Genomic DNA, 11912 nt, shown 5'->3' with positions numbered 1-11912 from the left:
GGCTCCTGTCAGGCTGGCGGATCGAGGGAAGCCGGCAAGCCGAGCCGGCGCATGCGCCCGAGCAGGGTCGTGCGCGGAATCCGCAACCGGGCGGCGGCCCGGGAGAGATTGCCGCGCGCCTGGCGCAAGGCGTCTTCTATCAGGTTGCGCTCCTGTTGCGCCAGCGCCTCGCGCAGGCCTCCGACCGCCGCGCTGTTCATCGAGCGCGCGGCCTCGCCGCCCACGGCCTCGGCGCCGTCGTCGGCGAACGCCACCTCATCCAGCAGTGCGCCGCCCTCCCCGTGCAGCAACAGGCTGCGCCGGATCACGTTTTCCAGTTGCCGGACGTTGCCCGGCCAGTCGCAGGCCAGCAACTGCGCCAGCGCCCGCTCGCCAAGAGCGGTGACACGCGGGTTGAGGCTGCGCGCATCGCGACGGACGAACGCCCGTGCCAGCAGTTCCACATCGCCGGGGCGCTCGCGCAGCGGCGGGATGCACAGGCTGCCCACGTCCAGACGGTAGTACAGGTCCTCGCGCAGGCGTCCCTCGGCGATCGCCTGGCGCGGCGGCTGGTTGCTCGCCGCGATCAGGCGTACATCGGCCCGCTGCGGGCTCAGACTGCCCAGAGGCAGGTAGCTGCCGTCCTGCAGGACCCGCAGCAGCTTGCTCTGCATGGCCATCGGCATGGAATTGATCTCGTCGAGGAACAAGCTGCCGCCCTGCGCCAGGGCGAACATGCCCTTGCGGTTCTCGGCGCCGGTGAAAGCGCCGCGGGTGGTGCCGAACAGGGTACTTTCCAGCAGCGTCTCGGGAATCGCCGCGCAGTTCAGGCTGATCATCGGACCGCTGCGTCGCGGGCTCAGGGCATGGGCGCGACGGGCGAACAGTTCCTTGCCGGTGCCGGTCTCGCCATGGATCAGCAGCGGCAGGTCGGTGGCCGCGAAGACGTCCAGGCGCTGCAACTGCCGCAGCAGGCTCGGCGCCACGCTCAGGATGTTCGGGCAATCCGCCGGGCCTGCGGCCTCTTCGGTCTCGGCGACGACTTCGCCGAGCTCCATCGCGCCGAGCAGGGAACCGTCGCGCCCGCGCAGCGGGATCGCCCGGTGGCGATACTGCAACAGCTCGCCGCCGGCCCCCACGTAGGCCTGCAGCGTATCGATCGACGGCCGCCCTTCGGCCAGGCAACGCAACAGCGTGCTTTGCTCGGCCGCCAGCCAGGGAGCGCTCTGCAACAGGTGCATGCCCAGCGCCCGCTGCGGGTCGAGACCATCGAGCAGGCCGCTGGCACGGTTGTAGTAGACGAAGCGACCGGAGGGGTCGACCACCGTGACCGGTTGCCGCAGGCCGTCGAAAATCGGCGCCAGGCAGTCCACCAACCAGGCCAGTTCACCGCTTCGCGCGGAAATCGTCGGCTCCTCGACAAGCGCCATGCTCTCCCCCTCGGTTTCCCGGATGTCGAAATCTCGTCAGTTGTCCCATCTTCGACGCAGCGCGACCGAGCATCCTTGGCGTGGATCAACCAAGTCCTCGGAAAACCAGGAAAATCCTCCGATTTATCAAGGATTTCCAAGGCAATTCCCGGGCGTTGGCTGGCGCGTGGCTTGCAACGACCTCGTCGTCCCCACACGAGGAAAATCGTCATGTTCAAGCACATCATCGCTCGCACGCCCGCCCGCAGCCTGGTCGACGGCCTGACCTCCAGCCACCTCGGCAAGCCGGACTACGCCAAGGCCCTGGAGCAGCACAACGCCTACATCCGCGCCTTGCAGACCTGCGACGTGGACATCACCCTGCTGCCGCCGGACGAACGCTTCCCCGACTCGGTGTTCGTCGAGGACCCGGTGCTCTGCACCTCGCGCTGCGCCATCATCACCCGCCCCGGCGCCGAATCGCGGCGCGGCGAGACCGAGATCATCGAGGAAACCGTGCAGCGCTTCTATCCGGGCAAGGTCGAGCGCATCGAGGCACCCGGCACGGTGGAAGCCGGCGACATCATGATGGTCGGCGACCACTTCTACATCGGCGAATCGGCCCGCACCAACGCCGAGGGCGCCCGGCAGATGATCGCGATCCTGGAGAAACATGGCCTCAGCGGCTCGGTGGTGCGCCTGGAAAAGGTCCTGCACCTGAAGACCGGGCTCGCCTACCTGGAACACAACAACCTGCTGGCCGCCGGCGAGTTCGTCAGCAAGCCGGAGTTCCAGGACTTCAACATCATCGAGATCCCCGAAGAGGAGTCCTACGCCGCCAACTGCATCTGGGTCAACGAAAGGGTGATCATGCCCGCCGGCTATCCCCGGACCCGCGAGAAGATCGCCCGCCTCGGCTACCGGGTGATCGAGGTGGACACCTCCGAATACCGCAAGATCGACGGCGGCGTCAGTTGCATGTCGCTGCGCTTCTGAATCATGCCGCGGCGGACCGACCCGCCGCCTCCCGCCGTCGCACCCCGGCGCAGGCTCCGCCTGCGCCTGGCGCGACATACCGGATGCAGTTTCGGAGGTGCCACATGGCCGATTCGGACAAGGGAAAACTGGGGCTGCCGGCGCTGACCGCGCTGGTGGTGGGCGGCATCATCGGCAGCGGCATCTTCAGCCTGCCGCAGAACATGGCCGAAGGCGCAGGCGCAGGCGCGATCCTGATCGCCTGGGCGATCACCTTCGTCGGCATGCTGACCCTGACGCGGATATTCCAGTGGCTGTCGACCACCCGCCCCGAACTGGACGACGGCGTCTACGGCTACGCCCGCGAAGGCTTCGGCGAATACCTGGGGTTCAATGCCGCCTGGGGCTACTGGATTTCCGCCTGGGTCGGCAACGCCGGCTACCTGGTGGTGCTGTTCAGCGCCCTCGGCTCGTTCGGCGCGCTGGCCTTCTTCGGCGACGGAACCACCTGGCCGGCGCTGCTCGGCGAATTGACGGTGCTCTGGCTGATGCATGCCTTCGTCCTCCACGGCGTGCACAACGCGGCGATCACCAACGCCATCGTAACCCTCGCCAAGGTGGTGCCGATCGCCCTGTTCATCCTCTGCGTAGCCCTGGCCTTCCGCATCGAGACCTTTCACCTGGACTTCTGGGGCAGCCCGGCACTGGGCAGCGTCACCCGCCAGGTGGAAACCACCATGCTCTACACCGTCTGGGTATTCCTCGGCATCGAGAGCGCCACGGTCTATGCCAGCCACGCGCGGCACGCGGCCGATGTCAGCCGCGCAACCCTGCTCGGCTTCGTGGTCACCCTGCTGTTGCTGGTCTGCGTCTCGGTGCTGTCGCTGGGCGTGGTGCCGCAGCACGAACTGGCGCAGATGAAGAACCCCTCGATGGCCCAGGTGATGGCCGCGGCGGTGGGCCCCTGGGGCGCCACGCTGATCAACGTCGGGCTGATCGTTTCGGTCGGCGGCGCGCTGCTGGCCTGGACCATGCTCGCGGTGGAAATGCTCTACCTGGCCAGCCGTGGCCCAACGCACACCGCGCCGGCACTGTTCGGCCGCACCAATGCGGTGGAAACCCCAGCGCCGGCACTGTGGCTGACCAGCACGCTGATCTCTGCGCTGCTGCTGGTGGCCTTCCTCAACGCCTCGGGCTACAACGCGCTGATCCAGTTGGCCACCTCGATGGCGCTGATCCCCTACCTGCTCTGCGCCGGCTTCTGCCTGAAGCTGGTGGCGCGCCGCCCGCACTCGGGCGCGATGCTGGCGCTGGCGCTGTTGGGGACGCTCTACGGGGTTTGGCTGATCTACGCCGCCGGGCTGAAATACCTGCTGCTGTCGATGATCCTCTACGCGCCGGGCCTCGGCTTCTTCCTGCATGCCCGTCGCCAGCGCGGCCTGCCGGCGTTCGGCAATCGCGCCGAAGGCAGCGTCGCGGCGCTGGTGCTGGTCCTCGCGCTGGCGGCGCTGTGGATGATCGGCAGCGGTCGGCTGAGCCTCTAGCTCAGTGATTGACCGTATGCGCCAGCATCACCGACAGCTGGCACAGCGGCCGACCGCTCTCCTCGCGCCACTGGTTGAAGGCTCCCTGGACGGCCGCCAGGTCCTTGAGGCTGGTGGGCGGTTTGTCGATGATCTCCTGGGCCTTCAGCGCGGCGACCATGTCGTCGCTGGGAATGAAGGTGTCCTTGCCGGCCATCCGCAGGAAACGCGGCGCCGACAAGCCGCCGAGCTGGTTGCCGCGCTTGCTCAGCAGCTTCCACAGGCCGACGATGTCGGTTTCCGGCCAATCCGCGAGGAAGTTGCCGAAGCTGCCATGCTCGCGGGCCAGGTCGAGCACCATCTGCGCATTGCGCGGCACGCTCTTGAGCTTGCCCAGGTGGCGGATCAGGCGGGCGTCCTGCATCAGCCGCTCGAGATGCTCGGCGCTCATGAGCACGACCTTCTGCGGATCGAAGCCGAAGAACACTTCCTCGAAGGCCGGCCACTTGGCGTCCACCAGGCTGTGCTTGAGGCCGGCGCGGAAGATCCGCAGGCTGATCAGCGACAGGTAGCGGTCGTCACCCACCGTGCGCAGCTCGGCGGCGCTCTTCGGCTGCGGCAGGCGCGCTTCCAGCGCCTCCCTGGAGCCGAAGCGGTTCAGGCAGTATTCGTACATCCAGGCGTAGTCGCGCATCGGGAATCCTTGCAGACCGTAGGGAAGAACTGACCGGCGGCGCGGCTCAGAGGTTCATCACGTCGAGGAAGCGCGGCGCGGCGTTCTCGTCGATGCGCAGGTTGGCGAAGTCGAACAGGTTGCGGTCGGCCAGTTGCGACGGCACCACGTTCTGCAGGGCGCGGAACATGATCTCGGTACGCCCCGGCGATTTGCGTTCCCATTCCAGCAGCATTTCCTTGACCACCTGGCGCTGCAGGTTCTCCTGCGAACCGCAGAGGTTGCAGGGGATGATCGGGAACTCCTTGAGCTGGGAATAGGCCTCGATGTCCTTCTCGCTGCAATAGGCCAGCGGCCGGATCACCACGTTGCGCCCGTCGTCGGCCAGCAGCTTCGGCGGCATGGCCTTCAGGGTGCCGCCGTAGAACATGTTGAGGAAGAAGGTCTCGAGGATGTCGTCGCGATGGTGACCGAGAGCCATCTTGGTCGCGCCGATCTCGTCGGCGAAGGTGTACAGCGTGCCGCGGCGCAGGCGCGAGCACAGCGAGCAGGTGGTCTTGCCTTCCGGGATCTTCTCCTTGACCACCGAGTAGGTGTCCTTCTCGACGATGTGGTACTCCACGCCGATCGACTTCAGGTACTCCGGCAGGACGTGCTCGGGAAAACCGGGCTGCTTCTGGTCCATGTTCACCGCGACGATCTCGAAGCGGATCGGCGCGACCTTCTGCAGGTAGAGCAGGATGTCGAGCATGGTGTAGCTGTCCTTGCCGCCGGACAGGCAGACCATGACCTTGTCGCCATCCTCGATCATGTTGAAGTCGGTGATGGCCTCGCCGGCCAGGCGGCGCAGGCGCTTCTGCAGTTTGTTCTGATTGACCGAAAGGGTGCCCATGGTGCTCTGGAATCCGGGTGTTCGAGGAGAAAAGCTGGCTATTTTACGCACAAAGCGACGCCGACCCCAGCCCCTCCCGACGCCCGATGCTAGTCTTGCCCCATGACTCCCGACCTCGACCACCGCCTCGACCTCGCCGGGCAGATCCTCTGCCTGCTGCGCGAGCATCCCGAGGGGCTTTCCGAATACCAGTTGATCCAGCTGCTGAAGGCCCGCCATTCGACGCATATCCCCCATCGCGAACTGGCCGACAAGCTGGTGCTGTTCCGCACCCATTTCCTCCTGTTCAACGCGCTCTACCACCTGCGCGACCACCTCTGGGCCGAGCGCGAGGCGCACCTGGAGATCAGCCCGCTGAGCCTGCGCCTGCATCCTTACGTGGATGGCACGCAGGCGCTGGAACAGGGCGATCCGCTGCGCGACTACTACCTCGACCTGCGCCACCTGGGAGAGACCAGCGAGGCCGACGTCGAGCGGCTGCTGCAGAGTTTCTGGACGCGCATGCAGGGCAGCGAGGAGAAGGCTGCCGCCCTCGCCCTGTTCGAGCTGGAGGGCGCGGTCGACTATCCCGCCATCAAGCTGCGCTACCGGCAACTGGTCAGCCAGCACCATCCCGACCGCGGCGGCAGCACCGCGCGCCTGCAATCGATCAACAAGGCGATGGAAATACTGCAACGCTATTACAGCCGGCCATGAAGCTTCGATTTGCTCTAACCCCGCGAGCGACGCGGGCTCGGGCCGTTCCTATACTGCGACATAAGGTCGCATAGGTCGGCCGAGCACCGGGTGGCGCTGTCCATGCGCGCCCGGCGCTTCGCTGGGGGGCGACCACATAAGAACGAGGAGGAAACGGCATGATCCATCATGTATGGGGGCTCTTCACCCATCCCGATCAGGAATGGCAGGAAATCCGTGGCGAAGAAGAAAGCATCAGCCACATGTACCTGACCCACATCCTGATCCTGGCTGCCATTCCGGCGATTTCCGCCTATATCGGCACGACCCAGGTCGGCTGGGTGGTCGGCGGCGGCGATCCGGTCAAGCTGACCCAGGCCAGCGCGTTGCAGATGACGGTCCTCACCTACCTGGCGATGCTCGCCGGGGTGGCGGTGATGGGCGCATTCATCCACTGGATGGCGCGGACCTACGACGCCAACCCGAGCCTGACCCAGTGCATCGTGTTCGCCGCCTACAACGCCACGCCGCTGTTCATCGCCGGGCTGGCGGCGCTGTATCCGCACCTCTGGCTGGGAATGATCGTCGGGGTGGCGGCGATCAGCTACACGGTCTACCTGCTCTACGTGGGGATTCCCACCTTCATGAACATCCACAAGGACGAAGGCTTCCTGTTCTCCAGCTCGGTGCTGGCGGTGGGCCTGGTGGTGCTGGTGGCGATGATCGCCCTGTCGGTGATCCTCTGGGGCAGCGGGGTCGGCCCGGAATACACCAGCTGACGTCCAGCGAACGCATCGTACGACCGGGCCGCGGGCAACCGCCGCCCGGTTTTTTCTTGCCCGCCGCCGCGCTTGCCTGATCCTGCACCCCGGACGAGCGGTCGTCCCGACGCCTGCGCCCGCCCTCCTGTCTCCGGCATAATCGCCCGCTGCTGGAGTCTTCCCGAATGCCCGAACACCTCAACGCCCGCGTCGAGGCCTGCTATCGGCAGGCCGAACACTTCTTCCAACGCAGCTTCCCCCGCCCGACCGTCAGCTTCCGCCTGCGCGGCCAGAAAGCCGGGGTCGCCCATCTCGACGAGAATCTGCTGCGCTTCAATCCCCAGCTGTACCGCGAGAACCGCGAGCACTTCCTGGAACAGACCGTGGCCCACGAAGTCGCGCACCTGATCGCGCACCAGTTGTTCGGCCCGCGCATCCGCCCCCACGGCGAGGAGTGGCAGTTGATCATGCGCGGCATCTACGGCCTGCCGCCGGACCGCTGCCACACCTACGCGGTCAAGCGCCGCGCCACCACCCGCTACCTGTACCGCTGCCATTGCCCGGAGCACAACGACTTCCCGTTCTCCCCGCAACGCCACACCCTGGTGGCCAAGGGGCGCCGCTACTACTGCCGGCGCTGCAAGGCGACCCTGGTGTTCACCGGCGAAGTGCTCCGCGAGTGATTCAGGCGATGGCCCCGGCCGCCTTCAGCTCGGCGATCCGTTCGGCGGAGTAGCCCAGGCCTTCGAGCACCGCCACGGTGTCGGCGCCGAGCGCCGCGCCGATGTGGCGAGGCGCCGGCAGGCCGGCGGAAAACTTGATCGGACAGGCCATCTGCGCCTGGCTGCCGCCGTCCGCCAGCGGCACCCGGGCAACCAGCCCGCGCGCCTGCAACTGCGGGTGCTCCAGCGCCTCGGAGAGCGGCAGCAGCGGCTCCACGCAAGCATCCAGGGCGGCGAACACCGCCTGCCATTCGGCGAAGTCGCGTTTCTCGAACTCCATCTCGATCTCGCGCTTCAGCGCCCGCTGCTCTTCCGGCTTCGGCGACAGGCCGCGGGCGGCCAGTTCCGGGCGGCCGATGGCGGCGCAGAACTGCTGCATGAACTGCGGTTCCAGGCTGCCCACCGAGAACCAGCGGCCATCGCGGGTGCGGTAGTAGTCGTAGAAGCTGCCGCCGTTCAGCGCCAGCGCCTCCATCTCCGGCTCGACCCCGGCCGCGAGATAGCCGGCGCCGGCCATGCCGTTCAGGCTGAAGGCGCAGTCGGTCATGCTGATGTCGACGAACTGCCCCTCGCCGGTCTGCTGCCGGTGGATGACCGCCGCCAGCAGGCCCATCACGCCATGCAACGAACCGCCGGCGAGGTCCGCCAGTTGCACCCCCAGCGGCAACGGGCCACGCTCGCGGCGCCCGGTGTAGCTGGCGACGCCGGCCAGCGCCAGGTAGTTGATGTCATGCCCGGCGCGCTCGCGGTACGGCCCGGTCTGGCCGTAGCCGGTGATGGCCACGTAGATCAGCCGCGGGTTCGCCGCCTTCAGCGCCTCGTAGCCGACGCCGAGCTTGTCCATCACCCCCGGACGGAACTGTTCGAGGACGATGTCGTATTCGCGTACCAGCTCCAGCACCACCTCGCGTGCGCCCTGCCGCTTCAGGTCGAGGCCGATGGAACGCTTGTTGCGGTTCAGGTAGGCATGGCTGGCCGAGGTGCCGTCGACGTGCGGCGGCAGCACCCGCACCAGGTCCATGCGCCCGGGCGACTCCACGCGCAGCACGTCCGCCCCCATGTCGGCCAGCAGCAGCGAGGCGAACGGCCCCGGCAACAGGGTCGAGAAATCCAGCACTTTCAACGATGACAACGGGCCTTTCATGCTCCCTCCTCTGGGTCGCCGGGCATTGGTCGGGATCGCCTGCCGAGCAGCCTATCCACCCGCCGCGCGGCGCGACATGGCCGTGGCGTCAGAGCTTCATTCCGCGGCTGATGATCTCTTTCATGATCTCCGAGGTACCGGCGAAGATCCGCTGGATGCGGGCGTTGGCGTACATCCTGCAAATCGGATACTCCCACATGTAGCCCCAGCCGCCATGCAGTTGCACGCCTTCGTCGACCACCTTGCCCAGCAGCTCGGTGGTGAACAGCTTGGCTTCGGCGGCGACCTCGGGGGTCAGCTTCTTCTGGTTGTGGTCCATCACGCAGCGGTCGGTGAAGACCTGCGCCACGTCGATCTGGGTACGCATTTCGGCGAGCTTGAAGCGGGTGTTCTGGAAGTGCGCCACCGACCGGCCGAAGGCCTGGCGCTCCTTCACGTAATCGATGGTCGCCTGCAACGCCGCCTCGGCCCCAGCCACCGCGCCGCAGGCGTTGGTCAGGCGTTCCTGGGCGAGCATGTTCATCAGGTAGAAGAAGCCGCCCTTGGCGTCGCCCAGCAGGTTTTCCTTCGGCACCCGCACATTGTTGAAGAACAGCTCGGCGGTGTCCTGGCTCTTCATGCCGAGCTTCTTCAGGTTGCGCCCGCGCTCGAAGCCTTGCATGCCGCGCTCCACCAGGAACAGGCCCATGGCGTGCTTGTTCGCCGGATCGGTCTTCGCCGCGACGATCACCAGGTCGGCCAGCAGGCCGTTGGAGATGAACACCTTGGAGCCGTTGAGCAGCCAGTGGTCGCCCTTGTCCACCGCGGTGCTGCGCATGCCGGCCAGGTCGGAGCCGGCGGACGGCTCGGTCATGGCCACGGCGAGGATGGTCTCGCCACGGACGATCCCCGGCAACAGGCGGGCCTTCTGCTCGGCGCTACCGTATTCGGCGATGTACGGCCCGCACAACGCCGAGTGCAGCGGGATCATGAAGCCCGGCTCGTTGATCCGCGCCAGCTCCTCGCACATGATCTGCTCGTAGCGGAAGTCCTTGAGCCCGGCGCCACCGTACTCCTCGTCCGCCCAGGGCAGCAGGAAGCCCATCTCCCCCGCCTTCCTCCAGACAGCGCGGTCGACCACCCCGGCCTCTTCCCAGGCGTCCTGGTGCGGCACCACCTCTTTGTCGAGAAAGGCGCGGAAGGCATCGCGGAACAGGTTGTGTTCGGTCTCGAAGATCTGCCGTTGCATGTACGGGGACTCCCTGCGGTCAGTGGTTCCGCAGGGTAGGCGGCGCCGGCCGGCGCCCTCAATGACGCGAGCGCTCAGGCTCGGTTGACCGAATCGGTCAGCTACCAGTCCATGCTCGCCGGCTGCACGCCCGGGTGGGACGGGAACAGCGGCAGCACCTCCTCGGCCAGTTCCTGGATGACTTCCGCTGCCGGCCTGGCGGAGAACTGGATGCCCAGGGCGGCATGGTTGACGCCCGCCGCACGCCATTCGCCGAGCAGCTCGATCAGGCCGTTGCGCCCGGTGCGCAGGACGTAGCCGCCATGCAACGACGTACGCGGATACGCCGGGTCGTCCACCAGGTCCAGCCATTCGTTGGTCATGTGCGGGCGGAACCCGCCGTCCGCGATGGACATCCTCCAGGCGCGGATCCTCCCGGCCAGGCGACGTGGTCCGGACGCATCGACAGTCGACTCCGGATAGGTCAGCCAGCCATCCGCCTGGCGTGCCAGCCAGTCCGCCGGCTGCCGCGCGGAGCCGGTGACGACCAGCGGGATGGCGCCGGCCGGCGGACGCGGCAACAGTTCGGCGTCGTCCAGCGTACCGAGCGGCGAGGCGACGTGCCGGCAGCCGTGCAGCAGTTGGCGCAGGTAGTCCAGGCCCTGGGCGAACCGCTCGCCGCGCTGCGCATGCTCCAACCCGTAGGCGGGGAACTCCACCGGCCGGTCGCCGGAGGCGAGGCCCAGCACCAGGCGTCCGCCGGACAACCGGTCGACGCTCGCCGCGGCCTTGGCCAGGTCGACCGGTTGGCGCAGGGCAAGCACCGCGCTGCCGGTGGCCAGGGCGATACGGCGGGTCCGCGCGGCCAGATAGCCAAGGTAGGTGAACGGGTCGAACACTTGTCCGGCATCGCCGAAGCGTGGGTCGAACAGCGGTACGTCGCGTACCCAGACGGCGGCGAACCCCAGTCGATCGATTTCTTCGACCAGCCGCGCCTGGCCCAGCAGCACCCGCATGTCGCCCTGGTAGAAACGCAACGGCAGGAACAGGCCCAGGGTCAGCGCGTCTGCGGCGAACATGCGCCGATAGCCAGGGTGCCCGACGAAGGCCGGCGCCGAGGCGCCTTGCAGCAGGGCGCTCATGGACCCACCGCCGGTTCTGGCAGGACGATCCCGCGCTGCACCGCAGGCCGCAGGGCCATGCGCCGGTGCCAGTCGTCCAGGTGGCGATAATGGCTGAAGTCGAAGTCGACGATCCGCGCCGTATGGGTCCAGCCGAAGGTGGCGATATCAGCGATGGAGTATTGCTCACCGGCCAGCCAGGGCCGTCCGGCCAGGCGCTGGTCGAGGGTGGCGAAAACCTCCTCGGAGAGCCGCCGATAGCGTTCGATGGCCGGCGGGTACCGCTCTTCGGCGAAGATCTCGAAATGCACGCGCTGGCCGAGGATGGGGCCCATGCTGGAAGCATGGAAAGTCAGCCAGGTCAGGGCCTCCCAGCGTTCCCGGGGGGCGTCGGGAAGCAACCGCCCGCTGGTCTCCGCCAGGTACTGCAGGATCGCCGCCGACTCGAACAGGGTGATGCCGGCGGCCCGGTCTACCAGCACCGGTATCCGGCCATGTGGATTCAGGCGCAGGAATTCCGGGCGGCGTTGCTCGCCATGGTCGATGCGAACGTGGTGCAGTGCGTAGGGCAGCCCCAGTTCCTCGAGGGCGATGGTGATCTTGAATCCGTTGGGTGAACTGTCGCTGTAGAGCTGGAGGGAAGGCATGGCAAGTATCCTTGCAGCGCTGGACTATCCGGCGCCTGGGCGATGGGGGCGGCGCCGACCGGGGAAACCGCCTCGGCCGCTTCCCGCACACCGAAGAAAGCAGCTAGGCTAAAGTCTCTCGTTTCGCCACACATGCTGAAGCCCAGGTCGGCGGATGAAAAACGATCCTTTCTACAACCTGTTT

12 protein-coding genes are annotated in these 11912 nt (G+C 67.1%); 5 read left to right on the top strand and 7 right to left on the bottom strand.

Going from position 1 to position 11912, the window contains the following annotated elements; all coding sequences use genetic code 11:
- Positions 1-8: 8 nt before the first annotated feature.
- Positions 9-1409: a transcriptional regulator DdaR gene (ddaR, locus tag FOC67_RS06545; protein WP_009315488.1), complete on the bottom strand. Its 1401-nt coding sequence runs from the start codon at positions 1407-1409 to the stop codon at positions 9-11.
- A gap of 210 nt (positions 1410-1619) precedes the next feature.
- Here ddaR and ddaH point away from each other — a divergent pair, with 210 nt between their 5' ends.
- The gene (gene ddaH, locus FOC67_RS06540) at positions 1620-2384 is read left to right on the top strand and encodes a dimethylargininase (RefSeq protein WP_003086612.1); all 765 of its coding nucleotides are present in this window, start codon (positions 1620-1622) and stop codon (positions 2382-2384) included.
- Between the two features lie 104 nt (positions 2385-2488).
- Entirely contained in the window at positions 2489-3907 is a 1419-nt protein-coding gene (locus tag FOC67_RS06535; RefSeq protein WP_003082465.1) for a basic amino acid/polyamine antiporter, read from the top strand.
- A gap of 1 nt (position 3908) precedes the next feature.
- On the opposite strand, the gene FOC67_RS06530 is transcribed toward FOC67_RS06535, so the two are convergent.
- Positions 3909-4580 (bottom strand): DNA-3-methyladenine glycosylase I, encoded by a 672-nt coding sequence (locus tag FOC67_RS06530; protein WP_009315487.1) that lies wholly within the window; start codon positions 4578-4580, stop codon positions 3909-3911.
- A gap of 46 nt (positions 4581-4626) precedes the next feature.
- Entirely contained in the window at positions 4627-5451 is an 825-nt protein-coding gene (gene ttcA, locus FOC67_RS06525; RefSeq protein ID WP_009315486.1) for a tRNA 2-thiocytidine(32) synthetase TtcA, read from the bottom strand.
- 102 nt (positions 5452-5553) lie between these two features.
- Between ttcA and FOC67_RS06520 the strand changes: the two genes are divergently transcribed.
- The 3 genes from FOC67_RS06520 to FOC67_RS06510 all read left to right on the top strand — a co-directional run bounded on the left by FOC67_RS06520 (position 5554) and on the right by FOC67_RS06510 (position 7570).
- Positions 5554-6147, top strand: coding sequence for a DNA-J related domain-containing protein (locus tag FOC67_RS06520; RefSeq protein WP_003082458.1), 594 nt, complete (start codon positions 5554-5556; stop codon positions 6145-6147).
- A 158-nt stretch (positions 6148-6305) separates the two neighbouring features.
- Positions 6306-6905, top strand: coding sequence for a Yip1 family protein (locus FOC67_RS06515; protein ID WP_003082455.1), 600 nt, complete (start codon positions 6306-6308; stop codon positions 6903-6905).
- 167 nt (positions 6906-7072) lie between these two features.
- A complete protein-coding gene (locus tag FOC67_RS06510) occupies positions 7073-7570 on the top strand; it encodes a SprT family zinc-dependent metalloprotease (RefSeq protein WP_003082453.1) in 498 nt (165 codons plus the stop codon).
- A gap of 1 nt (position 7571) precedes the next feature.
- On the opposite strand, the gene FOC67_RS06505 is transcribed toward FOC67_RS06510, so the two are convergent.
- The 4 genes from FOC67_RS06505 to FOC67_RS06490 form a co-directional block, all read right to left on the bottom strand.
- Positions 7572-8753: a CaiB/BaiF CoA-transferase family protein gene (locus FOC67_RS06505; RefSeq protein ID WP_003082450.1), complete on the bottom strand. Its 1182-nt coding sequence runs from the start codon at positions 8751-8753 to the stop codon at positions 7572-7574.
- A gap of 88 nt (positions 8754-8841) precedes the next feature.
- A complete protein-coding gene (locus FOC67_RS06500; protein WP_009315484.1) occupies positions 8842-9981 on the bottom strand; it encodes an acyl-CoA dehydrogenase family protein in 1140 nt (379 codons plus the stop codon).
- 101 nt (positions 9982-10082) lie between these two features.
- The gene (locus tag FOC67_RS06495; RefSeq protein ID WP_009315483.1) at positions 10083-11102 is read right to left on the bottom strand and encodes an LLM class oxidoreductase; all 1020 of its coding nucleotides are present in this window, start codon (positions 11100-11102) and stop codon (positions 10083-10085) included.
- Positions 11099-11728: a glutathione S-transferase family protein gene (locus tag FOC67_RS06490; RefSeq protein WP_003140525.1), complete on the bottom strand. Its 630-nt coding sequence runs from the start codon at positions 11726-11728 to the stop codon at positions 11099-11101. Before FOC67_RS06490 ends, FOC67_RS06495 begins: the two co-directional genes overlap by 4 nt.
- Positions 11729-11912: the final 184 nt, after the last annotated feature.

The organism is Pseudomonas sp. FDAARGOS_761 (assembly GCF_013343155.1).
Taxonomy (GTDB): domain Bacteria; phylum Pseudomonadota; class Gammaproteobacteria; order Pseudomonadales; family Pseudomonadaceae; genus Pseudomonas; species Pseudomonas aeruginosa.
This window is presented reverse-complemented; position numbering and strand designations above follow the sequence as displayed.

What these genes read in the sequence shown, in the direction of transcription:
- FOC67_RS06520 (WP_003082458.1), top strand. Translation starts at nt 5,554, where the DNA reads ATGACTCCCGACCTCGACCACCGCCTCGACCTCGCCGGGCAGATCCTC.
- FOC67_RS06535 (WP_003082465.1), top strand. Translation starts at nt 2,489, where the DNA reads ATGGCCGATTCGGACAAGGGAAAACTGGGGCTGCCGGCGCTGACCGCG.
- ddaR (WP_009315488.1), bottom strand. Translation starts at nt 1,409, where the DNA reads ATGGCGCTTGTCGAGGAGCCGACGATTTCCGCGCGAAGCGGTGAACTG.
- FOC67_RS06500 (WP_009315484.1), bottom strand. Translation starts at nt 9,981, where the DNA reads ATGCAACGGCAGATCTTCGAGACCGAACACAACCTGTTCCGCGATGCC.
- FOC67_RS06490 (WP_003140525.1), bottom strand. Translation starts at nt 11,728, where the DNA reads ATGCCTTCCCTCCAGCTCTACAGCGACAGTTCACCCAACGGATTCAAG.
- FOC67_RS06510 (WP_003082453.1), top strand. Translation starts at nt 7,073, where the DNA reads ATGCCCGAACACCTCAACGCCCGCGTCGAGGCCTGCTATCGGCAGGCC.
- ddaH (WP_003086612.1), top strand. Translation starts at nt 1,620, where the DNA reads ATGTTCAAGCACATCATCGCTCGCACGCCCGCCCGCAGCCTGGTCGAC.
- FOC67_RS06530 (WP_009315487.1), bottom strand. Translation starts at nt 4,580, where the DNA reads ATGCGCGACTACGCCTGGATGTACGAATACTGCCTGAACCGCTTCGGC.
- FOC67_RS06495 (WP_009315483.1), bottom strand. Translation starts at nt 11,102, where the DNA reads ATGAGCGCCCTGCTGCAAGGCGCCTCGGCGCCGGCCTTCGTCGGGCAC.
- FOC67_RS06515 (WP_003082455.1), top strand. Translation starts at nt 6,306, where the DNA reads ATGATCCATCATGTATGGGGGCTCTTCACCCATCCCGATCAGGAATGG.
- FOC67_RS06505 (WP_003082450.1), bottom strand. Translation starts at nt 8,753, where the DNA reads ATGAAAGGCCCGTTGTCATCGTTGAAAGTGCTGGATTTCTCGACCCTG.
- ttcA (WP_009315486.1), bottom strand. Translation starts at nt 5,451, where the DNA reads ATGGGCACCCTTTCGGTCAATCAGAACAAACTGCAGAAGCGCCTGCGC.